The sequence below is a fragment of the Halopseudomonas litoralis genome, assembly GCF_900105005.1.
Classification (GTDB): Bacteria; Pseudomonadota; Gammaproteobacteria; order Pseudomonadales; family Pseudomonadaceae; genus Halopseudomonas; species Halopseudomonas litoralis.
In genome coordinates, this window is record NZ_LT629748.1 from 62,784 (window position 1) to 88,268 (window position 25,485).

22 protein-coding genes are annotated in these 25,485 nt (G+C 59.3%); 7 read left to right on the plus strand and 15 right to left on the minus strand.

All coding sequences use genetic code 11. From position 1 onward, the window contains the following. The first annotated feature begins 35 nt into the window (after positions 1 to 35). Positions 36 to 578, plus strand: coding sequence for an RNA 2',3'-cyclic phosphodiesterase (gene thpR / locus BLU11_RS00315; RefSeq protein WP_157718473.1), 543 nt, complete (start codon positions 36 to 38; stop codon positions 576 to 578). Positions 579 to 587: 9 nt separating this feature from the next. Here thpR and acs read toward each other — a convergent pair whose 3' ends face one another. The 10 genes from acs to dksA all read right to left on the minus strand — a co-directional run bounded on the left by acs (position 588) and on the right by dksA (position 13,230). Next, positions 588 to 2,531, minus strand: a complete 1,944-nt coding sequence (acs, locus tag BLU11_RS00320; protein WP_090271513.1) for an acetate--CoA ligase — start codon at positions 2,529 to 2,531, stop codon at positions 588 to 590. A 167-nt stretch (positions 2,532 to 2,698) separates the two neighbouring features. Beyond that, entirely contained in the window at positions 2,699 to 3,550 is an 852-nt protein-coding gene (gene panC / locus BLU11_RS00325) for a pantoate--beta-alanine ligase (protein ID WP_090271514.1), read from the minus strand. A gap of 4 nt (positions 3,551 to 3,554) precedes the next feature. Further along, complete coding sequence (panB, locus tag BLU11_RS00330) at positions 3,555 to 4,349, minus strand: 3-methyl-2-oxobutanoate hydroxymethyltransferase (RefSeq protein ID WP_090271515.1); 795 nt, start codon at positions 4,347 to 4,349, stop codon at positions 3,555 to 3,557. Between the two features lie 151 nt (positions 4,350 to 4,500). Continuing rightward, a complete protein-coding gene (gene folK, locus BLU11_RS00335; protein WP_172828651.1) occupies positions 4,501 to 4,998 on the minus strand; it encodes a 2-amino-4-hydroxy-6-hydroxymethyldihydropteridine diphosphokinase in 498 nt (165 codons plus the stop codon). Continuing rightward, a complete protein-coding gene (locus BLU11_RS00340; protein WP_090271517.1) occupies positions 4,998 to 6,371 on the minus strand; it encodes a polynucleotide adenylyltransferase PcnB in 1,374 nt (457 codons plus the stop codon). The genes folK and BLU11_RS00340 overlap by 1 nt, the downstream gene beginning before the upstream one ends. An 837-nt stretch (positions 6,372 to 7,208) precedes the next feature. Further along, positions 7,209 to 8,618 (minus strand): sigma-54-dependent transcriptional regulator, encoded by a 1,410-nt coding sequence (locus tag BLU11_RS00350; protein ID WP_090271519.1) that lies wholly within the window; start codon positions 8,616 to 8,618, stop codon positions 7,209 to 7,211. 31 nt (positions 8,619 to 8,649) lie between these two features. After that, on the minus strand, positions 8,650 to 11,589 hold the full coding sequence (locus tag BLU11_RS00355; RefSeq protein WP_090271520.1) for a sensor histidine kinase: 2,940 nt from the start codon (positions 11,587 to 11,589) through the stop codon (positions 8,650 to 8,652). Next, a complete protein-coding gene (locus tag BLU11_RS00360) occupies positions 11,579 to 11,755 on the minus strand; it encodes a hypothetical protein (protein WP_090271521.1) in 177 nt (58 codons plus the stop codon). Before BLU11_RS00360 ends, BLU11_RS00355 begins: the two co-directional genes overlap by 11 nt. A 51-nt stretch (positions 11,756 to 11,806) precedes the next feature. Further along, positions 11,807 to 12,706, minus strand: coding sequence for a tRNA glutamyl-Q(34) synthetase GluQRS (gene gluQRS / locus BLU11_RS00365; protein ID WP_090271522.1), 900 nt, complete (start codon positions 12,704 to 12,706; stop codon positions 11,807 to 11,809). An 80-nt stretch (positions 12,707 to 12,786) separates the two neighbouring features. Further along, entirely contained in the window at positions 12,787 to 13,230 is a 444-nt protein-coding gene (dksA, locus tag BLU11_RS00370; RefSeq protein WP_090271523.1) for an RNA polymerase-binding protein DksA, read from the minus strand. Here dksA and BLU11_RS19460 point away from each other — a divergent pair. The 3 genes from BLU11_RS19460 (at position 13,126) to sfsA (ending at position 15,418) form a co-directional block, all read left to right on the plus strand. After that, positions 13,126 to 13,410: a hypothetical protein gene (locus tag BLU11_RS19460; protein ID WP_231702353.1), complete on the plus strand. Its 285-nt coding sequence runs from the start codon at positions 13,126 to 13,128 to the stop codon at positions 13,408 to 13,410. The genes dksA and BLU11_RS19460 overlap by 105 nt on opposite strands. A gap of 125 nt (positions 13,411 to 13,535) precedes the next feature. Then, positions 13,536 to 14,714 carry a pyridoxal phosphate-dependent aminotransferase gene (locus BLU11_RS00375; protein WP_407920220.1) on the plus strand — a complete coding sequence of 393 codons (1,179 nt, stop codon included), beginning with the start codon at positions 13,536 to 13,538 and terminating at the stop codon, positions 14,712 to 14,714. After that, positions 14,714 to 15,418, plus strand: a complete 705-nt coding sequence (sfsA, locus tag BLU11_RS00380; protein ID WP_407920236.1) for a DNA/RNA nuclease SfsA — start codon at positions 14,714 to 14,716, stop codon at positions 15,416 to 15,418. The genes BLU11_RS00375 and sfsA overlap by 1 nt, the downstream gene beginning before the upstream one ends. 3 nt (positions 15,419 to 15,421) lie before the next feature. Here the strand turns inward: sfsA and BLU11_RS00385 are convergent, their stop codons facing one another. Beyond that, entirely contained in the window at positions 15,422 to 15,760 is a 339-nt protein-coding gene (locus BLU11_RS00385) for a Rieske (2Fe-2S) protein (protein ID WP_090276096.1), read from the minus strand. A gap of 42 nt (positions 15,761 to 15,802) precedes the next feature. After that, on the minus strand, positions 15,803 to 16,438 hold the full coding sequence (locus tag BLU11_RS00390) for a TetR family transcriptional regulator (RefSeq protein ID WP_090271525.1): 636 nt from the start codon (positions 16,436 to 16,438) through the stop codon (positions 15,803 to 15,805). A 201-nt stretch (positions 16,439 to 16,639) separates the two neighbouring features. On the opposite strand from BLU11_RS00390, the gene BLU11_RS00395 reads away from it, so the two are divergent. The 3 genes from BLU11_RS00395 to BLU11_RS00405 are packed head-to-tail and all read left to right on the plus strand — an operon-like array spanning position 16,640 to position 22,350. Beyond that, positions 16,640 to 17,782: an efflux RND transporter periplasmic adaptor subunit gene (locus tag BLU11_RS00395; protein WP_090271526.1), complete on the plus strand. Its 1,143-nt coding sequence runs from the start codon at positions 16,640 to 16,642 to the stop codon at positions 17,780 to 17,782. A 6-nt stretch (positions 17,783 to 17,788) separates the two neighbouring features. Next, the gene (locus BLU11_RS00400) at positions 17,789 to 20,920 is read left to right on the plus strand and encodes an efflux RND transporter permease subunit (protein WP_090271527.1); all 3,132 of its coding nucleotides are present in this window, start codon (positions 17,789 to 17,791) and stop codon (positions 20,918 to 20,920) included. After that, positions 20,917 to 22,350 carry an efflux transporter outer membrane subunit gene (locus BLU11_RS00405; protein WP_090271528.1) on the plus strand — a complete coding sequence of 478 codons (1,434 nt, stop codon included), beginning with the start codon at positions 20,917 to 20,919 and terminating at the stop codon, positions 22,348 to 22,350. The genes BLU11_RS00400 and BLU11_RS00405 overlap by 4 nt, the downstream gene beginning before the upstream one ends. A 226-nt stretch (positions 22,351 to 22,576) precedes the next feature. Here the strand turns inward: BLU11_RS00405 and BLU11_RS00410 are convergent, their stop codons facing one another. The 3 genes from BLU11_RS00410 to BLU11_RS00420 form a co-directional block, all read right to left on the minus strand. Continuing rightward, on the minus strand, positions 22,577 to 23,374 hold the full coding sequence (locus BLU11_RS00410) for a Crp/Fnr family transcriptional regulator (protein ID WP_090276098.1): 798 nt from the start codon (positions 23,372 to 23,374) through the stop codon (positions 22,577 to 22,579). Positions 23,375 to 23,482: 108 nt separating this feature from the next. Continuing rightward, a complete protein-coding gene (locus BLU11_RS00415) occupies positions 23,483 to 23,749 on the minus strand; it encodes a TfoX/Sxy family protein (RefSeq protein ID WP_090271529.1) in 267 nt (88 codons plus the stop codon). A 172-nt stretch (positions 23,750 to 23,921) separates the two neighbouring features. Further along, positions 23,922 to 25,457, minus strand: a complete 1,536-nt coding sequence (locus tag BLU11_RS00420; RefSeq protein ID WP_090271530.1) for a bifunctional aminoglycoside phosphotransferase/ATP-binding protein — start codon at positions 25,455 to 25,457, stop codon at positions 23,922 to 23,924. Positions 25,458 to 25,485 lie beyond the last annotated feature (28 nt).

The following is a 25,485-nucleotide window of genomic DNA, read 5'->3' on the forward strand; positions in this document are numbered from 1 at the left end:
AGATCCACGAATGTATCCGGAACGGAGTCATGTTCATGCTGCGACTGTTTGTTGGGATCGAATTGCCGGAGCCGGTCAGACAGGTGCTGGCAGGCATGCGCGAAGACTATCCTGGGACCCGCTGGCATGAGCCGGAGCAGTTGCATCTGACGCTCAACTTCATTGGCAGTGTGGATGAGCAATGTGCCCGGCGCATGGCAACGGCACTGGTTGACGTTCCCTGTCCATCTTTTGATCTGGCGATACAGGGCGTGGGGTATTTCGGCACGTTGCAGCGGCCATCCGTGCTATGGGCCGGGCTGGCCCCCAGCGTGCCGCTGGATCACTTGCAACGAACGCTGGAGCAGCGCTTGCTGCCGCTGGGGCTGATGGTCGAGGACCGGTCCTATACGCCGCATATCACCCTGGCGCGGGTGAAGCCTTGCGCACCACTGCAAGTCTTCCTGCAACGGCACGCACAGCTGGCGATACCGGCGTTCCATGTAGAACACATCTGCCTGTTCCTCAGCAGCCGTGGTGAGAAGGGCGGCGTGTGTTACCGGGCGATCGAGCGCTTCAAGCTCAGATCACCCGGTTGAGCATCCCGATCAGCGACCACGATTCAGTCGATGTTCGATCAGCTCATCGACCACGGTTGGATCGGATAGCGTCGAGGTATCACCCAGGGTATCCAGCTCGTCACAGGCAATCTTGCGCAGGATGCGCCGCATGATCTTACCCGAACGGGTCTTCGGCAGGCCAGGAGCCCATTGGATGAAGTCCGGCTTGGCAAAGGCGCCGACCTGTTCGCTGACGTAGACCTTGAGATCGGCCAGCAGCTCATCGGAAGGTGTGGCGTTATGCATGGGCATGACATACGCATAGATCGCCTGCCCCTTGATGTCATGCGGGCAGCCCACCACGGCGGCTTCGGCCACAGCGTCATGCAGTACCAGCGCGCTTTCCACTTCAGCGGTGCCGATGCGGTGACCGGAAATATTCAGCACATCATCCACTCGCCCGGTGATCCAGTAATAGCCATCCTCGTCGCGGCGTGCACCGTCACCGGTGAAGTAGACCCCCTTGTAGGTGCTGAAGTAGGTGTCGATAAACCGCTGATTGTCACCGTACACAGTACGAATCTGGCTGGGCCAGGAGCGCTTGATCACCAGGTTGCCGTCGGCCACCCCATGCAGTTCGTTGCCATCGTTATCGTAGAGCGCTGGCTCCACGCCGAAGAAGGGACGGGTGGCGGAGCCGGGTTTGAGATCGGTTGCGCCAGGCAAGGGGGCGATCAGGATCGAGCCGGTTTCGGTCTGCCACCAGGTATCCACTACCGGGCAGCGGCTGTCGCCAACCACGTGGTAGTACCATTCCCAGGCTTCCGGGTTGATCGGCTCGCCGACGCTGCCGAGCAGGCGCAGGCTGGCACGGGAGGTCGATTTGACCGGCTCGTCACCCAGCGCCATCAGAGCACGGATGGCGGTTGGCGCGGTATAGAAGATATTGACCTTGTGCTTGTCGACGATATCCCAGCAGCGGGACGCGTTCGGGTAGGTCGGCACGCCTTCGAACATCAGCGTGGTGGCGCCGTTGCACAGCGGGCCATAGACGATATAGGAGTGCCCGGTGACCCAGCCGACATCAGCAGTACACCAGTAGACTTCGCCTTCGTGGTAATCGAATACATAGTGATGGGTGAGGGCGGTGCTGAGCAGGTAACCACCTGTGGTATGCAGCACGCCCTTGGGCTTACCGGTAGAGCCGGAGGTATAGAGGATAAACAGGGGATCTTCACTGTCCATGGGCTCCGGCTCACAGACATCGCTGACCGCGGCACAGGCTTCGTGACACCAGACATCGCGATGTTCATGCCAGGGGATATCGGCTCCGGTACGTTTGACGGTGACCACGGTATGCACATCGGGACAGTCAGCCAGCGCCTTGTCGACGTTCTGCTTCAACGGAATGCTCTTGCCTCCGCGCACGCCCTCGTCGGCGGTAATCACCACGCGGCACTCGGCATTCTGGATGCGATCACGCAAGGCGTCGGGGGAGAAACCACCGAATACCACCGAGTGCACCGCACCGATACGCGTGCAGGCAAGCATGGCAAAGGCCGCTTCGGGGATCATCGGCATGTACAGGCAGACGCGGTCACCCTTTTTTACGCCGCGCGCCTTCAACACGTTGGCCAGGCGGCAGACCTGCTGGTGCAGCTCGCGATAGCTGATGTGACGGTCTTCGCTCGGGTCGTCGCCTTCCCAGATGATCGCCGTCTGGTCGGCGCGTTTGGCCAGGTGGCGGTCGATGCAGTTGGCACTGACGTTCAATTTGCCGTCAATGAACCAGGCTGCCTCACCTTTATCCATGTTGCTTTCATGGATTTTGCTCCATGGCTGCATCCAGTCCACGAAACGGGTGGCCTGTTCGGCCCAGAAGGTATCAGGCTGTTCTATCGATTGGCGATAGAGTCGTTCGTAACCATCGGCGTCAAGGTGGGTATCGCGACGCGCGGCTTCGGAAACCTTGTGCTGCTCGATCTCGTACATGGCATGGTCCTCTGTTGTTATTGTTGACCGCAGATGGCCCGCAGTGACGGTAGCCTCTGCTTCAGATTGTTTGCATCAAGGGTTGACCAGAATCGAGGGCAATTCAACCCTTCTTTGGTCTATATGCTGGAGTTGGAGCAGCCGGGCAGATGTCCGGCTGTAGATGCTCAGGCGAGGTTGAGGCGGAGGTTGTCGATCAGACGGGTGGTGCCGAGATAGACGGCAGCAAGAATGACGATATCCTGCGTTTCACCGGTGGCCGGTTGCAGGGTTTCGGCGTCGCGCAGGTCCAGATAGTCAGGCCTGAAGCCGGCTTCGACCAGAGCGACGCGAGCCTCATCGATGACTGCGGCAAAGTCCCGGCGCCCCGAGCCGAGCTGCTGTTCAATGTGTAGCAAGGTCTGATACAGATAGGGTGCGCTGCGGCGTTGCTCTTCGTTCAGATAGCCATTGCGTGATGACAGTGCCAGGCCATCGTCGGCGCGTACTATGGGCTCACCCATGATCTGTACCGGCAGGCACAGGTCCTGGCTCATCTTGCGGATCACTGCCAGCTGCTGAAAATCCTTCTCGCCGAATATCGCCAGATCCGGCTGCACAATGTTCAGCAGCTTGCTGACTACCGTGGATACCCCATCAAAATGACCGGGGCGGCTGGCGCCACACAGTCCTTCGGACACCACCGGCACACTGATCAGGGTGTGGCCGTTCATCCCCTCGGGATACATTTCACTGACATTGGGCGCGAAGACCAAATCGGCGCCGGCATCCAGCAACCTGCGCTGGTCTTCGGCCAGGGTGCGCGGATAACTGTCGAGATCTTCATTGGCGCCGAACTGAAGCGGGTTAACGAAGATGCTGACCACTACATAGTCGGTACGTTGCCGGGCCTTCTCCACCAGGGCGATATGCCCGTCGTGCAGGTTGCCCATGGTCGGCACCAGACTGATGCGTTTGTTTTCCTGGCGCGCGCGGGCCAGCGCAGCACGTAGCTGGGCAATCGAATGCAATGTATTCATGGAGTCAGAACTCGTGCTCAGCTGTCGGGAACTCAATCGCTTTCACGGCTGCCACATAGGCTCGCAGTGCAGACTGGATATCCGGCTGGCCCGTCATGAAGTTCTTCACGAACTTGGCCATGCGACCGTTGAACGATAGACCGAGCATGTCATGCACAACCAGCATCTGGCCGTCGGTATCCGGGCCGGCGCCGATACCGATGACCGGGACATTCACCGAGCGGGTGATTTCCGCCGCCAGTGCGCTGGGCACGCATTCCAGCAGCAACAGGGCTGCGCCGGCTTCAGCCAATGCGATGGCGTCGGCCAACAGCTCTCTGGCCTTGTCGTCCTCACGGCCTTGCACCTTATAGCCACCGGTGACGTTGACAGTCTGCGGCGTCAGGCCCAGGTGTGCGCACACCGGGATGCCATTGCGTGTCAGCACACCTATGGTGTCGGCCAGCCAGCCGGCGCCCTCCAGCTTGACCACGTGCGCACCTGCCTGCATCAGTCGGGTGCTGGCATCCAGCGCGCGGTCCAGCGTGGCGCAGCTCATGAATGGTAGATCGGACATGATCAGCGCGCCCTGATTACCGCGTTTGACCGCGCGGGTGTGGTACTCCATATCCTCGACGGTAACCGGCAAGGTGCTGTCGTGACCTTGCAGCACCATCCCCAGCGAGTCGCCAATCAATAGCAACTCGACGCCCGCCGAGCTTTCCAGGTGGGCGAAAAGCGCATCATAAGCGGTCAGACAGGCAAACTTTTCGCCGGACTGCTTGAGCTTGTTGAGCGTGGTGAGGGTAATGTCAGGCATGGCAAGTTCCAGTAATTCGGCCTCTCAGAGGCAACATGGCTGTGATCGGCAGGCAGGCGAACTGTCTGTCGCTCCGACTGCTCAGGGTGATGACAGCCTCAGCAGTATAGTCTTCCTGACTTGAACGATGGTGCTCCAGAAAATACATCTTTCAACCTAAAGCGGCGCCGAGCAGGCGCTCCAGATCCGTTGGCGGGCAGGCATCCAGCAATTGTTGCAGGGGTGTGCCATCCGGCATGGTCAGATCCGCTGCCAATTCTGCCAGTGGATAGAGCACAAAGGAACGGGCGTGCATATGATAATGCGGAATCTGCAGGCGTGGCGTATCAATGAGACTGTCACCATACAGCAGCAGATCCAGATCCAGTATGCGCGGCCCCCAGCGTTCCGCCTTGCGCACTCGGCCGCTGCGTTTTTCGATATCCTGCAGGGCGTCCAGTAATGCCTCGGGCTGCAGGGCGGTGTCGAGCATGGCCACGGCATTGATGAAGGCCGGTTGGTCCTGGGGGCCGAGTGGCATGCTGCGATACAGCGCAGAGCGTGCCAGCAGGTGGGACTGCGGCAGCTTTTGCAGTTCGGCGAAAGCACCGGTTACCTGCGCAGCGGGGTCGGCCTGATTGCTGCCCAGAGCGATGAAGCAGCGTTGCATCAATTATCTGGCCTGCCAGATGGTTTACGCTTGCGGCGATTGCGCGAGCGCTTGGCCGCTGGCTCACCACTCAATTGCTGGATCATGCGGCGGCGTTCATCGGCGCTGACGTCCTGATAACGCGTCCACCACTGGCCCAGGCCGCCGGTTTCTTCGCCGGCCTCTTCGCGCAGCAGCAGAAAGTCGTAGGCGGCACGGAAGCGCGGATGTTCCAGCAATTGGTCGGCGCGGCGGCCATTGCGTCGCTCCAGGCGTGGCTGCATGTCCCAGATCTCCCGCAGGGGAAAGCTGAAGCGCTTGGGAATGGCAGTGTGCCGGCATTGCTCGGCAAGCAGCTCCTGGGCGGCTTGCTGCTGTGCAGGAATCAGCGGGATGCCCTGGGCTTCAAGTTCGCGGGTACGTTGGGGCAGAGCTGGCCAGAGCAGTGCGGCAAACAGAAAGGCCGGTGTTACCGGGCGCCCTTGGTGAATACGATCGTCGGTGTTGCGCAGCGCCTGGCGAATCAGCTTCAGGGTATAACCGGGATTATCCTCGATGGCTTCATCGGTATCGGGGAATAGCGGGGCGAACAGGTCATAGTCCAACAGCAGATCAAAGGTGCGTTCGCCTTGGCCGCTGAGCAACAGCTTGAGGATCTCGTCGAACAGTCGCGCAGCAGGAATATCGTACAGCAGCTCGGCCAGCTCGGGGATCGGCGCCGCGCTATGCGGTTCGATCTCGAAATCCAGCTTGGCGGCAAAGCGTACTGCGCGCAACATGCGTACCGGGTCTTCCTGGTAGCGTTGTACCGGATCGCCAATCAGACGCACCCGAGCATTGCGAATATCCTGCAGGCCGTTGGCGTAATCATGGATATTGCCGGTGCACGGGTCGTAGTAGAGAGCATTGATGGTGAAGTCGCGGCGTTGGGCGTCCTGTTCCAGGGTGCCGTAGACGTTGTCTCGCAACAGTCGTCCGGATTCGCTCTGCAACGACTGTTCCCGACCCAGGTCGCTGTCATCCTCATCGGCGTGGCCGGCACGGAATGTCGCGACCTCGATGATCTCGCGCCCGAAATGCACATGGGCGAGCTTGAAACGGCGGCCAATCAGGCGGCAGTTGCGGAAAGTGGCACGAACCTGTTCCGGCGTGGCGCTGGTAGCCACGTCATAATCCTTGGGGTCCATATCCAGCAGCAGATCGCGAACGCAGCCGCCGACGGCAAAGGCCTGATAGCCTGCCTGCTGCAGACGCTCAACCACATTCACCGCGTTACGGCTGATCTGTCGGCGTTGCAGCGCATGCTGGCTGGGCGGAATTATGGCAGGCGTGGTGCGCCTATGGGCGGGTCGCCCGAAAGGAGAAGGAATCTTTTTCAGTAGCTTGCGAATCATATGAGCGGGGAGTCCACCGGCGTATCCAACCCTGACCTCGAATCCTGTGAAAAACGGTGGCGCCGGATGTCCCTGGCTGCTTGCATTTTACAGAGGCTTCAAAAAGCCGAAGTTAACATGAATGTCATGGGCAAAGCACTGGATAGACGGAAGTTCGGGTTCGAATACAGTGTTGCCTGTATCAACAGGCAGCCATTCTAGCTCGAATGACGGGGAATTTGTAGCGGAGGTGAGATTGCAGATAATTTGAGGAGGAAAAGCTCAAGGGGAGTGTTCACTCCCCCTAATGGTTTTTTATTGTTGTTTTCTGAGCTGTTTCTTGTTCTTTTGGGCTGGGTGACAGTGTCACCCCGTTAAACCCGTCCCGGGTTGCCTAAAGCAAGCGGATTGCTTTGGACGCTTGGGAAGCAGCTGTGGCCAGTATCGGCATCGGGACCGGTAGGTTGCTCGGGCAACTTTTATTCTTCTCGGTTTCCAATCGAACGTCCTGTTCGCCTGCTGTGGTTCCCACTCTCCAAAAAAATCAGTTTGCTGCACTCGCACGTCTTGTTGTTGTTAGGTGTGGAGCTGAGTCTTGTTTTTATTATCGGGTGTTTCCGGTTTTTATTTTTGTTCTGTCAGTAATAAAGCATTTGCCGTGCCAGCTTTTCAATGTCTTTATAAAACAAGGGGTTAGTGTTATCTGGCTGAGTGAGAGAAAGAATCGGGGAGGGGTTCGTTACCGTATACCCCGTTAAAGTGTTACCCCTTGCGGGGCAGGGGTAACAGTTCGGGAAGGTAACAGGTAACACTTCTTGCTTGGTCGGCATCCTCCGTTTGGAGATCAAGCTGCACTATTCAGGAATTGGCGGTCTTCTTGCGCGGAATACCCAGGCGCTGGCGCCGCTCCCACAGGCATTTACGACTGATGCCCAGCTTGTACGCCAGCTCGGTTTCGGTCATGTGTTCCTGATGCTCGAGTACGAAGTGCTGGAAATAATCTTCCAGCGACAGGTCCTCTGCGGGCTCGGTATTGCTGGTGCTGGGGGAGCGCATGGACTCCAGCGCCGTGGTGGCCTGTGAAGTGCGCTCCTGTTCGATATCCGGTTCGATGCCCAGCAGATCGGTGGATATCTCATCTTCATCACACAGGATCGCCGCGCGCTCGATGGCATTCTCCAGTTCGCGCACGTTGCCGGGCCACTGGTAATGGCGGATCGAGTCGATCGCTTCCTTGTTGAAATGCAAGGTGGGGGTGGCCATGTTGCGGCCGATACGGGCCAGCAGTGCCTCGGCGATGAGCATCACGTCGTCCCCGCGTTCGCGCAGGGGCGGCAAGCGCAGCTCGATCACGTTGAGACGATAGTACAGATCCTCACGGAACAGACCCTGGCGTGCCAGAGTCTTGAGGTCGCGGTGGGTGGCTGCCACCAGTCGCACATCCACCTTCTGCGACTGAACGGAACCGACCCGGCGGATCTCGCTTTCCTGCAGCACGCGCAACAGGCGAGCCTGGGCTTCCAGCGGCAGCTCACCGATTTCATCAAGAAACAGGGTGCCGCCATTTGCGGCCTCGACCAGGCCGGTGCGGCCGGCCACGGCACCGGTGAAGGCGCCTTTTTCATGCCCGAACAGTTCGGACTCGATCAGGGTTTCGGGGATGGCCGCGCAGTTGACGGAGATCATCGGGGCGCGGGCCCGCGGCGAGTTTTCGTGCAGCGCCCGGGCCACCAGTTCCTTGCCGGTACCGGATTCGCCCTGAATCAGTACGGTAGACATGGTTGGCGCCACTTTGCGGATACGCTTGAACAGCGTCAGCATGGCCGGGCTGGCACCGATGATGCCCATTTCCTGAGTCTCGGCTTCGGCCGCAGGGATAGCTGCCGGCGCGGTTTCAGTGGTCGCAATGCGGGTTTGCTGACTGGCTTCTATGATGCGGGCCACAGTCTGCAGCATTTCCTCATGGTCGAAGGGCTTGGCGATATAATCCACCGCTCCGAGCTTCATCGAGTCCACGGCCGAGCGCAGGCTGGCATAGCTGGTCATGATCAGTACGGGGGTGTCAGGCGCACGACGAATCAGCTCGGTACCGGGCTCACCAGGCAGGCGCAGGTCACTGATGATCAGCGCAAACTCATCCAGATTGTAATTCTCGACAGCTTCGTGGACGGCGCCGGCTTCACTCACCTGATATTGGTGGCGCTCCAGCAATCGCCGTAAGGCGGTGCGAATGATGGGTTCGTCTTCAACAACCAGAATATGCGACATATCTACCTCTTGCGGTTACCACCTGTGACAATCAGGCGGTACCGGAACTAAAGACGCCATAGCGGGGAAGAGTGACGGTGAATCGGGTTCCCCGCTGTGTTGCTTCATCAATGGGGCTGTCTACCGTTATCTGACCATAATGCTCCTCGATAATCGAGTAGACCAGTGCCAGACCGAGACCGGTTCCCGCTCCCGGTTCCTTGGTCGTGAAGAAGGGTTCGAACAGGCGGTCCTTGAGTTCGCGTTCGATACCGCTGCCCTGATCATCCACCATCAACAGGATCTGATGTTCATCCTGCACCGTGCGGATCATCACGCTGTCACCGCTGCGGCTGGCATCGCGGGCGTTGTCCAGCAGGTTGATCAGGACCTGCACCAGGCGCTGGCTATCGCCGGCTACCCGGTGCGCGGTATCGCACAGGTTAACATAGTTGACCTCGGGTCCCTTGCGGTTCAATGACAGAAGGTGGATGGCTTCGTTGGTGCAAGCCTCCAGATCCACCTCATCATTGGTATTGTTGTGACGGCTGCCGACGTGGGCAAAATTGACCATGGACTGGACGATGCGCGATACCCGACGAGTCTGGTCAAGTATCTGTTCGGCTGCTTCCAGTGTTTCGGACTGGTCGGACTCTTCGCGCAGATTCTGTGCCAGACAGGCGATGCCGGTGATGGGGTTGCCAATCTCGTGCGCTACCCCGGCGGCTAACCGACCGATGGAGGCCAGGCGCTCGGAGTGAATCAGCTCGTCTTCGAGCATCTGGGTTTCGGTCTGATCCTCGATCAGCAGCACCAGGCCGCCACGGGCATTGCCCGGCTCGTCGATCGCAGCCTTGTGCAGGCTCAACCACTGGGTCTGCCCGTTGTTGAGCAGCTTCTGCTTGTGCAGATGCGCCGACTCATCGCTGACAAAGCGTTCCAGCAGATCATTCCACGGGGCTGGCAGATTTTCCAGCCGGGAGCCGATTACGCTGTCAGCGGCGATGCCGGTCAGCTCCTGCAAGGCGCGGTTCCACATCAGCACTTCCTTGTCCTCGGCCAGCGAACATATGCCCATCGGCAGATCCTGCAGGGTCTGACGATGATAGCGACGCAGTGCATCGAGTTCCGCAGCCAGACCGGTCAGTCGTGAGTGATAGTCTTCCAGGCGGTTCTCGATGAAGTGGATGTCTTCAGTGACGTATCCGTTACGGGCCAGCTTGAAGGGCAGAAAGGTTTCGATCATCTCCTGCGCCACCGCGGGCCCCATCAGTCCCGAAAGGTTGGCTTCCAGACGGTCGCGCAGACGCCGCAGGGCGTAGGGCCGACGCTCGTCAAAGCGCAGCTTGAGATCGCGCAGCGCCTGCTCGACTTCCTGCTGTGCGGCCTTGTTGCCCAGCGGCTTGGCCAGCTGCTGAGCGAACTCCTGAGGTGAGCCGGCGACCAGCTCCATACGTTGCGGACGTCTGACATTGTCCACCAGACAGGCTTCCGCTGCGCTGATCTCATCGGTTGGGCGCTGGGTAAACAGCGAGATCAGTGTGAAGACCACGATATTGGTGGTCAGCGAGGCGATGGCGGAAATGTGCCAGGACTCGGCATCCAGCGTGAGTTGCATTTCCGCTATGTGCAGAGTGTCGATGCCGGTAATCATCGGCAACAGCAGGGTCAGCGTCCATATGATCATGCCGGCGATCAGACCGCCGATGAAGCCGCGATGGTTGGCCTGCTGCCAATACAGTACTGACAGGGCGCCGGGCAGGAACTGCACGGTGGCGACGAAAGAGGTGATACCCAGGTTGGACAGGTGTTGGTCGGTACCCAGCAGCCGATAGAAGCCGTAACTGGCCATGATGATGGCGGCGATCAGGCCGCGTCGTGTCCATAACAGCCAGCGGTAGATGTTGTTGTCGGCACTCGGTTGATAGACCGGCAGCACCATATGGTTGAGTACCATGCCGGACAGCGCCAGCGTGACCACGATGATCAGCCCGCTGGCGGCGGAAATACCGCCGATGAAGGCCACCAGCGTCAGCCAGTCGGCACCCGCGGCTACGCCGAGCCCCAATGTGTAGTATTCGGCGTTGGTCGGCACATTGAGGTACAGCCCGGCCCAGAGAATTGGGGGTACCGCCAGGCTCATGAGCAGCAGGAACAAAGGTAGACCCCAACTGGCCGAGCTCAAGGCTCTGGGGTTCAGGTTTTCGGTGAATGCCATGTGGTACATGTGCGGCATGACGATCGCTGCGGCAAAGAACACCAGCAACAGGGTTCGCCATGGGCCTTCCTGCAGGGGGCTGTGCAGCGTTTTCAGGGCCTCCTGATTATGACTGAGCCACAGCTCCAGGCCGGCTGGGCCTTCAAACACCACGAACAGGGCGTACAGACCGACCGCCGACAGGCACACCAGCTTGACCACCGATTCGAAGGCAATGGCAAATACCAGTCCTTCGTGCTTTTCCCGGGCCGAGATATGGCGGGCGCCGAACAGAATGGCAAACAGAATGATCAGCAGGCAGAAGCCCAGCGCCACCGGTCGCTGGCGCGGGTCGTGGGTCAGTATCTGTACCGAGTCGGCCACCGCCTGAATCTGCAGCGCCAGCAGCGGCAACATGCTCAGCAGCATGAAGACGGTGGTCAGGGTGCCGGCCCAGGTGCTGCGGAAGCGAAACGCGAACAGATCCGCCAGGGATGAAAGCTGGTAGGTGCGGGTTATTCGCAAGATGGGATTGAGCAGCACTGGTGCCAGCAGAAAAGCGCCGCAGACGCCGAGATAATAGGTGAGAAACCCGTAACCATACTGATAGGCCAGGCCGACTGTGCCATAGAAAGCCCAGGCACTGGCATACACCCCGATCGACAAGGTATAGACCGCTGGGTGGCGCACCAGTGAGGCGGGCACCCATCCGCGCTCGGTGGCCCAGGCCACGCTGAACAGGATTATCAGATAGGCGACGCTGAGCAGTATCAGCAGACTCAGTTCAAAGCTCATCGGTGTCCTTGGGGCTTTGCAGCAGCATGCCGGCAATGATCAGGATCAGCCACAGCACGTAGGGGCGATACCAGGCGCCCATGGGCTCGATCCACCAGTCCATGATGGCCGGAGAGAACAGGTAGATGCCGATGACCAGCAACAATACCAGGCGGTAGATATACATGGAAAATACCCTTGAGCAGTGCAGCGATGGTAATCATGCGCGGCTGGGTTGTCACGCTGGGGGTATGGGGGCTGTTGGGTCGAGTATCTGCCGTTTTGCCGGCAGCCGGTCTGGTTGCCAATGTGTCACGGCCCAGTCGAGTTGTTCGCTGACGGGCGCGATACTCAGTTGCGCCGGCGGATTCTGCGCCAGTACGCTGAGTGCACGGTGCAGGGTGGCGGTGGCCTGTCGAGGCTCCAGCGGCGCCGATCCGAGGCGTTTGCTGAGTTTTTCGCCATCATGACACATCACCAGGGGCACATGCAGATAATGCGGTGCTGGCTGTTGAAGCAGCTGGTATAACCATAACTGTCGGGGCGTGGAGTCCAGCAGATCTGCGCCGCGCACGATATCGGTCACGCCCTGGGCAATATCATCGATCACTACCGCCAATTGATAGGCGATGATGCCGTCACGCCGACGAATGATGAAATCCCCCGAGGTGGCGGCGGGTTGTTGGCTGAACTCACCTTGCAGGCGATCCTGGAACACCATGGTCTGGTCGCTGACTCGCACACGTACCGCATGATTCGTGGCAGCCGGCAGGCCCCGCGCCCGGCAGGTGCCCGGATAGACTCCACCATGGGCGACGATGCTCTGGCGTGAGCAGTCGCAATGGTAAGCCTGACCGCTCTGCAGCCAGCAATCGATTACCTGCTGATAGAGATCAACACGATCGCTCTGGCACACGACCTCGCCATCCCAATGCAGGCCGTAGGCATCCAGGGTATGCAAGATATGGTCGATGGCGCCGGGAATGTTACGTGGCGTATCGAGGTCCTCGACGCGGACCAGCCATTGTCCTTGATGATGGCGTGCGTCCAGATAGCTGGCGACGGCGGCCAGCAGCGAACCGAAATGCAGATAACCACTGGGAGTGGGGGCGAAACGCCCGATGTAGGAGGAGAGCATGGCAGCGCGGTCTTGCGAATGGATCGATCTGCGGCAGACAGGCCGGTGCGGCTGCTGTCTGCCCTCAGGTCTGATGTGGATCAGCCGCCGATCTGCTTTTCCTTGATTTCAGCCAGCGTTTTGCAATCAATGCAAAGGGTGGCCGTGGGGCGAGCTTCGAGACGTCGAATGCCGATTTCAACGCCGCAGGAGTCACAGAAGCCGTAATCGTCATCCTCGATGCGCTGCAAGGTCTGATCGATCTTCTTGATCAGTTTGCGCTCACGATCGCGGGTACGCAGCTCAAGGCTGAATTCTTCTTCCTGACTGGCGCGGTCGGCCGGGTCGGGGAAGTTGGCAGCCTCGTCCTGCATGTAGGTCACGGTACGGTCAACTTCTTCCATCAACTCACGCTTCCAACCATTGAGGATGTTGGCGAAATGCTCGAGCTGGCGCTCGTTCATGTACTCCTCGCCTTTTTCTTCCGTGTACGGGACGAAACCGCGAATCAATACTGCATTTTTTTCTTTGGTATTGCTGGGCATGAGAACAGCCTCACTTTTAGCTCAATCATCCTGTGCCAGGTCGACACCACTACTGACCGGCGGGGGTGCGGCCTGTGGCCTGCAAGCGGGCAAAACTACCAGAACCCGATCTGCGAAGCTACTTTTTGCCGCGGTAAAATTATTTCCGAAACATCGAGCCGTCAGCATAGCGTGAAATGAGAGAATGCTGGGGACCTTTGGTTGCATTTCGTTTTCGATGTTCCGCGATGGCCTCTGCTTTGGCATGGGGCCGATGACGCGGGTATGATGGCGGTTTTTTGCCGGCGGGTGCGGCGGAGGTAGTCATGTTGAAGCAGCGCTGGGCAAGCCGTATTGCCGAGATCGAGCCCTTCCATGTCATGGCCGTGCTGGAGCGGGCCAAGGCACTTGAGGCCCAAGGCCGCGACGTCATCCACATGGAAATCGGCGAGCCGGATTTCGGTACGCCGGAGCCGATCATGCGCGCCGGCCAAGCCGCGCTGGCTGCCGGGCATACCGATTATACTCCGGCGTTGGGGCTGCCCGCGCTGCGTGAGGCGGTAGCTGGCTTCTATCGGCAGCGCTACGGGATCAACCTGGACCCGCGGCGGGTGGTGATCACCCCGGGCGGCTCTGGCGCATTACTGCTGATCAGCGCGCTATTGGTCGATCCCGGTGCCAAGGTATTGATGGCCGATCCGGCCTACCCGTGCAATCGGCATTTTCTGCGACTGGTCGAAGGACGGGCGACACTGATTCCGACCGACGCGCACAGTAGTTATCAGCTGACGCCAGAGATGGTTGAGCAACACTGGGACGCGGACAGTGCGGCGGTGCTGTGCGCCTCGCCGGCCAATCCGTCCGGCAGTGTGCTCAGTCGGGAACAGCTCAGATCGCTGGCGGACACGACGCGGCGACTGGGCGGACAGTTGATCGTGGATGAGATCTACCACGGCCTGACCTATGGTTGCGATGCCACGTCGGTGCTGGAGGTGGCGCCTGATGCCTGGGTACTGAACAGCTTCTCCAAATATTTCGGGATGACCGGCTGGCGGCTGGGCTGGTTGATTGCGCCCGAGGCAGCGGTGCCGGAGTTGGAGAAGCTGGCGCAGAACCTGTATATCTGCGCGCCCCACCTGTCACAGCGAGCCGCGCTGGCGGCCTTCAGTGAAGAAAGCCTGGCGATCTGTGAGACGCGTCGCGAGGCTTTCCATCGCCGTCGCGACTTTCTGCTGCCAGCGCTGCGGGAGTTGGGGTTCGGTATTCCGCAGACGCCCGATGGCGCTTTCTACCTGTATGCGGACGCCAGCGCCTTTGGCGCGGACAGTCAACGGCTGTGTCAGCATCTGATCGAAACCGAGCATGTAGCTGTCACGCCGGGGTTGGATTTTGGCCATCACCGCGCGACCGAGCATGTGCGGTTCGCCTATGCCAATTCCCTGGAACGGCTCGAACAGGCAGTAGAGCGCATCGCGCGCGGCCTGCAAAGCTGGCCGGGATGCTGATCCCTTACCAGCCGGAATTGATCGCCGGCACGCTGGTGCGGCGTTACAAGCGCTTTCTGGCGGATATCCGGCTGGATGATGGGCGCGAACTGACATTGCACTGCCCCAACACCGGATCGATGCAAAACTGCGGGGAGCCCGGCAGTCAGGTATGGGTCACTCTGCAGCAACGGCCAGGGCGCAAGCTGCCGGGCACCTGGGAACTGGTGGAAACTGCGCCGGAAGAGTTGGCCTGTATCCACAGCGCGCGGGCCAACAGTGTGATTGCAGCGGCGCTGGAGGCAGGACTGATTATCCCTTTGGCTGGCTATCCCGCTATCCGCCGTGAGGTAACCCTGACACCGGGCGGCAGTCGTTTTGATTTTCTGCTCACCGGCGAATCGGGCAGCTGCGTGGTGGAAGTCAAGAGCGTGACCCTGGCACTGGGAGAAGGTGAAGGGGCATTTCCGGACGCGGTCAGTCTGCGTGGACAGAAACACCTGCGTGAGCTGACGCTGCTGGCGCAGTCGGGGCAGCAAGCCTGTCTGCTGTTCTGTGTCATGCACAGTGGCATCCGCAGCATGCGGCCGGCGGATCATATCGACCCGGTGTACGGTCAACTATTGCGCGAGGCTGCAGCAGCGGGTGTGCGGGTGCTGGCGTGGTCGATCAAACCGACACCGCTGGGGCTGGAAGTGGCAGGGCAGTTGCCGGTAAAGCTCTGACAGTCAGGCCAGCCAGATCTGGTCATCTGCAATGCGGCAGACGATAGGTGTGAGACTTGCACCGCTGCACGGACCGGCCACACACTCGCCGGACTCAGGCAAGAACAGGGCGCCATGGCTGGCACATTGGATCAGCCGACCGGAGCTGTCGAGGAACTGGTCCGGCACCCACTCCAGCGGAATACCACGGTGCGGGCAGCGGTTGGCATAGACGAACACCTGTTGGCCCTGGCGCACCGCAAACAGTTGCCGCCCCTGCACGATAAGACCCTTGCTGCCTGGGTCGGGGATATCGTCCAGACGGCATAGGGCAACAGCTTGATTATCGGTTGGCTGGTTCATGACCATATTATTCCAGCCTGAGCTGATCGAGGCCAGTGCGGTTCAGGCTGAGCGCATCGCCGGACTGCCTCGCAGCATATCGATAACTGTCTGGGCGAGCTGGTCTGCTCGCTCGGCCAGGGAGAAATCCTCGGGGCGCAGCAGCCATATGTCGAGCATGCCGATAACAAAGGCATGCAAGCTATGAGCTGCCATGGAAACATCCAGTTGAGCGGGCAATTGGTCCTTGGAAATGGCATTACGCAAGGCGCTTTCCAGCTTGCTGTCTGACTGCAGGCGCAGCTGGCGCATATATTCACGCAGATCGCACATTTGATCGGTATATTCGCATTTATGGAAGACGATCTCGTTGATGCGCCGGGTGGCCGGGTCTTGTTCCGCTTGCCGGAATACTTCGGCTATCATGGCCTGCAGGCGACCGAGCGGATCGGGTTCATCACTGTTGCGGCTGGCTTCTTCCAGGTGTTGAATGGGTGTCTTGGCACGCACCAATAGTGCATCAAGTACTTCACCCTTGTTTTCGAAGTGCCAATAGATCGCTCCGCGGGTCACTCCGGCCGTTTTGGCTATCTCGGCCAGAGAGGTGTGCGAAACGCCTTTATTGAAAAAACACAGCTCTGCCGCATCAATGATCTGATTGCGGGTTTCCAGGGCTTCCTGCTTGGTGCGTCTGGCCATTGGTTTCTCTGATTGACTACGGGTGCTCTTGACAAACGGGGCCCGCTGATAGGCGAGATCGATAACGTAAAAGATGTTAGCCAATGTGAAAACAACTTACAAACATTCGTGGATGTAAGTATTATTATGTCCATCGAAATGAGTCGGTTTCCGTTATCGTCTCTCACTGACCCAATTTATTGTTCAAGAGGTGCCTCGCCCATGCCAGTCAAGTCAGTTCGCGCTGCCCTGATCCCTTTGTTCGTCGTAACGGCATTACTCAGCGCCTGCGGTGATTCAGAAGCGCCGCCCGACCAGGCAAATCAGGTACCGCAGGTGGGTGTGGTCACCGTCGCCAGCGAGAACTTCCTGATGACCTCCGAGTTGCCGGGACGCACCAAGGCCTATCGGGTGGCCGAAGTGCGACCGCAGGTGAACGGGATCATTCAGAAGCGCCTGTTCGACGAGGGCAGCGAGGTCAAGGCGGGTCAGCAGTTGTATCAGATTGATGCCGCAGTCTATGAAGCCGCACTGAAAAGTGCCGAGGCCACCCGGCTGTCGACTAATACGCTCGCTGAGCGTTATGAGGTGCTGGTAGAGGATCGGGCGGTCAGTCAGCAGGCCTACGACGAGGCGCGGGCAGCCAAGTTGCAGGCTGATGCCGCATTGGAGCGGGCGCGGATCGATGTGCGCTATACCCGTGTGTCAGCGCCGATCGCCGGGCGTATCGGTCGCTCTGCAGTGACCGAAGGGGCTTTGGTCAGCAACGGTCAGGTGCAGGCTCTGGCTACCATTCAGCAACTGGACCCGATCTATGTCGATGTGACCCAGCCGGCGCGTGACCTGCTGGCGCTGCGCCGGGATCTGGATGCCGGACGGCTGGAGCGGGCAGGCGACAATGCTGCCAAGGCGACTTTGCGACTCGAGGACGGGTCCGAATATGAACACGAAGGCGAGCTGGAGTTTTCCGAAGTGTCGGTTGACTCCGGCACTGGCTCGGTGACCCTGCGAGCCGTCTTCCCGAACCCTGATCGTATTCTGCTGCCGGGCATGTTCGTACATGCGCAGCTGGTTTCCGGTGAGCGCAGCGAGGCTATTCTGGCTCCGCAGCAGGGCGTTACGCGTAACCCGCGCGGGGAAGCGGTGGCAATGCTGGTGAATGCCGACAATCAGGTTGAGCGGCGCATCGTCCAGACCGAACGTACCGTCGGTAATCGCTGGTTGATCAGTGGCGGACTGAATGTCGGTGATCGCCTGATCACCGAGGGGCTGCATATGGTCCAGCCGGGAATGACGGTTGAGCCGGTTCCTGCTGCCAACGTCGATAATGCCGGTACGGTCAATACTGCCGAACAGGAAGGATAATTCCGCATGCCACGTTATTTCATCGACCGTCCGATCTTTGCCTGGGTGCTGGCCATCCTGGTCATGCTGATGGGCGGGTTGGCCGTTCTCGGTCTGCCGGTCAACCAGTATCCGAGCATCGCTCCGCCGGCCGTCAATATTGCGGTCAACTATCCCGGGGCCTCGGCGCAGACGGTGCAGGACACGGTCGCCCAGGTGATCGAGCAGCAGCTCAACGGTATTGATGGGTTGCGCTATATCAAGTCCGAAAGCGGCTCTGATGGCAGCATGCGCATCACTGTCACCTTCGACCAGGGCGTCGACCCGGATATTGCTCAGGTGCAGGTGCAGAACAAGCTGCAGTTAGCTACGCCGATGCTGCCGCAGGAAGTGCAGCAGCAGGGTATCCGCGTCACCAAGGCCTCATCCAACTTCCTCATGGTGGTCGGTCTGATTTCGGCCGATGGCAGCATGAATAACGAGGATCTGTCCGATTTCGTTATTTCCACGATTCAGGACCCGATTTCGCGGACCAGCGGGGTGGGTGACTTTCAGGTATTCGGCTCGGCGTATTCCATGCGCATCTGGCTGGATCCGGAAAAACTGAATCGCTTTCAGCTAACACCGGTCGATGTACGTAATGCCATTGCCGCGCAGAACGTTCAGGTGTCCGGTGGTCAGCTCGGGGGCGCGCCGGCCGTGCCCGGCCAGCAACTCAATGCCACCATCATCGGCAAGACCCGCTTCGAAACGCCGGAGCAGTTTCGTGACATCCTGATGAAGGTCAACAACGATGGCTCGCAGGTGCGCCTGGGTGACGTGGCCCGGGTTGAATTGGGCGCGCAGAATTCCAGCTTCCGAGCGTTGTACAACGGCCAGGCCGCCACGGGTATGGCGATCCAGTTGGCCACCGGCGCCAACGCGCTGGACACCACCAAGGCCGTGAAACAGACCATCGCCGACCTACAGCCCTACTTCCCGCAGGGCGTCGAGGTGGTCTATCCGTTCGAAACCGCTCCGGTGGTATCCGAATCCATCAGCGGCGTGGTGCACACGCTGATGGAAGCCATCGTGCTGGTATTCCTGGTGATGTATCTGTTCCTGCAGAACTTCCGTGCCACGCTGATTCCGACGTTGGCGGTGCCGGTGGTGCTGCTCGGCACCTTTGGCGTGCTGTCGCTGTTCGGATTCAGTATCAATATCCTGACCATGTTCGCCATGGTGCTGGCCATCGGTCTGCTGGTGGATGATGCGATCGTGGTGGTGGAGAACGTCGAGCGAGTCATGGCCGAGGAAGGCCTGTCGCCCGTTGAGGCGACACGCAAATCCATGGACCAGATTCAGGGGGCGCTGATCGGTATTGGTCTGGTATTGTCCGCCGTGTTCGTGCCCATGGCCTTCTTCGGTGGTTCCACCGGGGTGATCTATCGTCAGTTCGCCATCACCATTGCGTCGGCGATGACGCTATCAGTGCTGGTGGCGCTGATCTTCACGCCGGCATTGTGCGCGACCATCCTCAAACCGATTCCCAAGGACCAGAGTCATGAGAAGCGCAGCTTTTTCGGCTGGTTCAATCGTACCTTCGAGCGTGGTGTCACTCGTTACGAGAAAGGCGTGGCCGCAGTGCTCAAGCGCAAGGCGCCCTATCTGCTGCTCTATGTTGTGATCATCGGCGCCATGGTGATGCTGTTTGGCAAGTTGCCCAGCTCATTCCTGCCGGATGAAGATCAGGGCGTGATGTTTGTCCAGGTATTGGGGCCAGCAGGTTCGACCATGGAGCGCACGCAGAAGACCGTGGACGCCATGCGTGAAAAGCTGCTCACCGAGGAGAGCGATATTGTTCAGTCGGTCTTCACTGTAACCGGTTTCAGCTTCGCCGGTCGCGGGCAGAACGCCGCCATCGCCTTCGTCGGTCTCAAACCCTGGAGTGAGCGGACCGAAGAAGGCATGAGCGTATTCGGCCTGGTTGAACGGGCCGAGGAGCACTTTGCCGGCTTCCGCGATGCTGCGGTCATGGCCTTCGCGCCCCCGGCGGTCATGGCGTTGGGTAACGCCACCGGTTTCAACTTCTTCCTGCAGGACAATGCCGGGCTCGGTCACGATACGCTGATGCAGGCGCGGAACCAGTTGCTGGGGATGGCTGCGCAGAGTGATATCCTGACCGCAGTCAGGCCCAACGGTTTGAATGACGAGCCGCAGTACAAGCTGATCATTGATGATGAAAAGGCTCAGGTACTCGGGGTGTCACTCAGTGACGTCAATGCCACTCAGTCGATTGCCTGGGGGTCCAGCTACGTCAACGACTTCATTGATCGTGGCCGGGTGAAACGGGTGTACATGCAGGGTGAAGCGGAAGCGCGGATGAACCCTGAAGACATGGACAAGTGGTTCGTGCGCAATAACCAGGGCGAAATGGTACCTTTCAGTGCTTTTGCCACCGGCGAGTGGATATATGGCCCGCCCAAGCTGGCCCGCTACAACGGCGTGCTGGCCATGGAGATTCAGGGTGAAGCTACGCCGGGCTACAGTACCGGGGATGCCATGGCGGAAATCGAACGTCTGGCCCAGCAGCTTCCGGCCGGGGTTGGGGTGGACTGGACAGGCCTGTCCTATGAAGAACGCATGTCGGGAGACCAGGCGCCGGCCTTGTATGCGCTGTCGTTGCTGGTGGTGTTCCTGTGCCTGGCGGCGCTGTATGAAAGCTGGTCCATCCCATTCGCAGTCATGCTCGTGGTACCGCTGGGTGTGATTGGTGCGCTGCTGGCGACCATGGGTCGCGGACTGGATAACGATGTGTTCTTCCAGGTGGGCCTGCTGACGACCATCGGCTTGACCGCGAAGAACGCTATTCTGATCGTCGAGTTTGCCAAGGATCTGCATGAGCAGGGTATGTCGCTGTTCGATGCGGCGGTGGAAGCATGTCGCATGCGCCTGCGCCCCATCCTTATGACCTCGCTGGCCTTCACTCTGGGTGTTGTGCCGTTGGCCATTGCCAGTGGTGCAGGCGCTGGCAGTTCCCATGCGATCGGTACCGGTGTGGTCGGCGGTATGCTCACGGCAACGGTGCTGGTGATTTTCTGGGTGCCGCTGTTCTATGTAATGGTGTCTTCGCTGTTCTCTCGCAAGGTCAGCTACGATGACAAGGAGGAAGCACAGTGAAACGATCTTTGATGTGTCTGGCTGTGTTGGGGGTCTTGAGCGGCTGCTCGATGATCCCCGAATATGAACGACCTGCTTCGCCGGTAGCCGATGTCTGGCCGACGGACGAAGCCTACGCAACGCAAAACTCCGAAACGCAGGCGATGAACCTCGGTTGGCAGGATTTTTTCCTGGATCCGCAGTTGCAGCGTCTGATCGGTATTGCCTTGGCAAACAACAGGGATCTGCGTATTGCTGCACTGAATGTGGAGGCCTACCGCTCGCTGTACGGTATCCAGCGCGCCGCGCTGTTGCCGGATGTAACGGCTGACGGCAGTGGCACCCGCACGCGCACACCGGAGGGGCTCAGCCCCACCGGCGAGGCAACCACTGGCGGCCAGTATTCCGCAACCTTGGGTGTGGCCTGGGAGCTGGATCTGTTTGGTCGACTGAACAGTCTCAGCGCGCAGGCGCTGGAAGAATACCTGGCCAGCGAAGCGACCCAGCGCAGTGTGCAGATCAGCCTGATCGCCAGCGTCGCCAACAGCTATCTGACCTGGCAGGCCGATCGCGAGTTGCTCGCGGTCACAGCGCAGACTCTGGAAGCCTATGAGGACAGTCTGTCGCTGGTGCAGCGCAGCTACGATGTGGGTGTTGCCTCGACCCTGGAGCTGACCCAGGCGCGCACTGCGGTGGAAACCGCACGCTCAGCGCAGGCGCAATATCGCCGTCTGGTGGCTCAGGACCGCAACGCCCTGACCCAGTTGCTCGGCCAGAACGTGTCGCTGGATGACGTGGAAAGCGGTGGACTGGAGATGGGACTGCTGGCTGACCTGCCGGTCGGCTTGCCATCCGAGCTGCTGTTCAAGCGCCCGGATGTCGTTGCTGCCGAGCATCAGCTGCTGGCGGCGAATGCCAGTATCGGCGCGGCGCGGGCGGCGTTCTTCCCGAGCATCCGGTTGACGGGTGCTGCGGGTAGTGCCAGCAACGACCTGTCAGAGCTGTTCGACAGCGGCTCGGGTTACTGGAATTTCATGCCGAGTATCAGCATCCCGATTTTCAACGCCGGGCGGCTGCGGGCGAACCTGGATTACACGGAGATCTCCCGTGATATTCGAGTGGCCGAATATGAGCAGACGATCCAGGATGCGTTCCGGGATGTGGCAGACGGTCTGACGGCCCATGAAACCTATGCTGATCAGGTGCAGGCGCAGCGTAATCTGCTGGATGTCAGTGAGCGTTACTACACTGTGGCTGAACAACGTTACCGGACCGGCGTGGACAGTCACCTGACCTTGCTCGACGCACAGAGGCAGCTTCTCTCCGCGCAGCAGCAGCTGGTCAATGATCGGCGTAATCAGTTGATCAGCGAAGTGAACCTGTTCAAGGCGCTGGGTGGTGGCTGGCAGATTGAAGACGCGGCGGCGGCATCGGCAATTCCGGAGGCTTGATAATATGGACAGGATCGCGGCAGCTTGAGCTGGCGCGGTCAGTTCATTTGTTCTGGGCGGATTTCAGGTAAAAAAATGGCCCGCTCAAAGAGCGGGCCTAAATCCGTGATTAGCCTGATGAGGAGATAACCGTCTGTCTCGCGACATTCTGTTATCCAAGCCACCTTGCGGCGACTTGTTGTTAATAATAACCGTTATCATTCGCATGTCAAGCAAGATAGCAGAATTAATTTACTGTCAGTTGTTTGTAATGCGTCAATTCCTTGTTCATCAAGTCTATCCGCCGTGCCATGCTTTCAATCAGACTGTGGGCGATGCGCGGATTACTCTGCATCAGTGCCAGAAACTGCTCCTTGGGAATCATCATGACTGTGGTTGGTGCACTGGCAATGACGGTGGCTGATCGTTTCTCTCGAGTGAACAGAGCCATGGCGCCGAAGATCTCGTCCTTCTGTACATCGCCGACCTTGATGCCGCCGACAAAGGCTTCTGCATGTCCTTCGGTGATGATGAAAACATGACCGGCGTCATCACCCTCACGGATCAGTTCCGCGCCGGGTGCAAAATGCTGAAAGCCGGTAACCGGGCGCATATCCAGTGGTTTGCTGCGAGCCAGCGCATCGGACATCAATGCGGCTTGGCCGAGGATGTATTGAGTGAATAATTCCTGGCGCGTATTGCTGGCGTGGATATGACGAAACAGAGCTTCACGATCAAAAGGCATCAGCACCAGAGGTTCGTCGCTCATATAGACGCAGGGAGCGGTGTTGAGGCCCTGACGCAGCCCAATGAGATCGCCCTCCTGCACATAGAACAACGGCTTGCCATCGATCCACGCGTGCAACAGCCCGCTTTTCAGCAGGTACAGATTCCTGTTGCCCACCATGCTGTACAGGTCCTCTACCGATTCCAGTCTGATCGGCTCGGCGCAAGGTTCAAGTCCCTCGAGGAGCTGTGCAGGAATGCGCTGCAGGGTGTTGATCAGCTTTTCCGCGTAGGCCGGTTGGTCGCCGATGAGATACATGATTAATTCCTTTTTATCCGGATCCTGAACTGCCGTTACCATACTGCAATTCCTTCGGTTTCCGCTAATGGAAAAGCGTGCTGGCGTCGGCAAAACCGGCAATAGAAGCTATAACTCCTGCCGCTCCTCCAGCTGCTGCAACAGTTGTTGCTTGTAGCTTGGGTCGAGTTGATTCCAGTGCACGTCCTGAAGGGCGCCGGCGATGGCGAACAGCAAGGTTCGGGATGCCCCGAAGCCGCGTGAGCGGACCGCACAATAAGCGGCGACCGGGCCGCGCCGGCGGAGTTCTTCGGCGCTGTGTATACCGCTGGCGCGCAACCATTGCACCGAGGTCTTGCCGAGATTGCGCAGGGTGAGGAGTTCGTTGTCAGTCATGGCCACCTCGCAGGAATGGGCGAGCGGCTGGCATGATGCGAGATGCAGGGCGAGCGCCGGCTGAGACAGTCGGCTTTAATCTGATTTCTGGCATGGCTTCGGGCTTCTTTTTATTGGTTCCCGAAAACCAGTGTAGTGGCCACCAGCTGATCCGTACAGCTGGCGGGATTGTTCATACCCGAGCGCTGAGTTGTTTCGTGAGCTGATCGATACTGTCACGCTGATCGGTATCCACGATCAAGGTGATCTGCTGTTCATCCTCGTCCAGCGGCTCCAGCTGTTCCAGCTGGTGGCGAACAACATGAATATCGGCGTCGGAGGGGTCGCCGCCCTTGCGCTGACGTTCATTCAGCCAGATCTCGATGGTATCCAGGGAGGCCCGGCAATGCAGGATCAGGCAGGGTGCCCCCTGTTCTTCAATGGCCTGACGGACTTGCTGGCGCTGGGCCTGTTGCAGGTGAGTGGCATCGACCACGACGGGGTAGCCGGCAGCGAGGATCTGGGCGGTGAGCTGGGCCAGGCGGTTGTAGGTCTGCTGACTCAGGTCGGCGGAATACAGGCCGGCGGCCGGACGGCCACTGCCGAACAGGCGCTTGCGCTCGACGTCGGAGCGTATGCGGATGACCCCAAGGCGGTTGACCAACTGCTGGCTCAAGGTGCTTTTCCCGGAGCCGGACACACCATGGGTAAGCAGGCCGTAGCGGCGTGGAATCCCGGTGTAACCATCCGCCAGTGCGGTATAGCCCCGATAACGAGCCATGATCTCGGCGCGTCGCTGTTCGCTGATGTCCGGCGCAAGGCTCAGCAGCGCCACCTTGGCCCGTACCATGGCCCGGTGTGCCTTGTAATAGTTCAGCACGACAAGGCCGGCATAGTCACCGGTATGTTCCAGCCAGGCATTGACGAACTGCTGCGAAAGATCCGACAGGCCGCGGTCTTCCAGGTCCATGGCCATGAACGCTACGTCGCTCATGACATCGATCCAGCGGAAGGCGTCATTGAACTCTATGCAGTCGAAGATGGTCACTTGTCCGTCAATAAGGGTGACATTGTCCAGATAGATATCGCCGTGGCATTCACGAATGAGACCTTCGGCCTTACGTTGTGCCAGTTGGGGAATCAGTCGTTGGAAGGTAGTATGCGCCCATTGCTCGAGCTGTTCGAGCTGGGTCAGATCGGCCGGATCACTCAACAGCGGTCGGATCTGCTCGAAGTTCTGGGCCACGGGAGCATGGACCTGTTCAGGCTCGCCCCAGGTCGAATCCAGTGGCGCGTGTTCGATCTGCTGGTGGAAGCCGGCGAGCGTCGCAGCCAGGGAATCGATATGTGCGGCGGTCAGTTCGCCGGCGCGCTGCATATTGCCGAGCAGGTCCTGCTGTCGGAACTGTCGAGTCTTGACCATGTATTCGATGGCGGGACCGTCGCTCTGCAGGTTGGGCGCTGTTTCGCTGCCGTGGATGGCGATAACGTCCAGATAAAGATCGGGCGCCAGGCGGCGGTTCAGGCGTACCTCTTCAGCACAGAAGTGCGCTCGCTGTTCGAGCGTGGAATAATCGAGAAAGCCGAAATTCACCGGCTTCTTGATCTTGTAAACGAAGTCGCCGGTGAGAAGCACCCAGGAAATATGGGTTTCCATCAGCGTGAAACCGGTAACCGGATGGTCGTATAAGGCCGGGTCTTGCAGGGCGGTCAGCAGTGTCTGGCTCACGTTGGTTCCTGTAATGGCTTGGCAATGT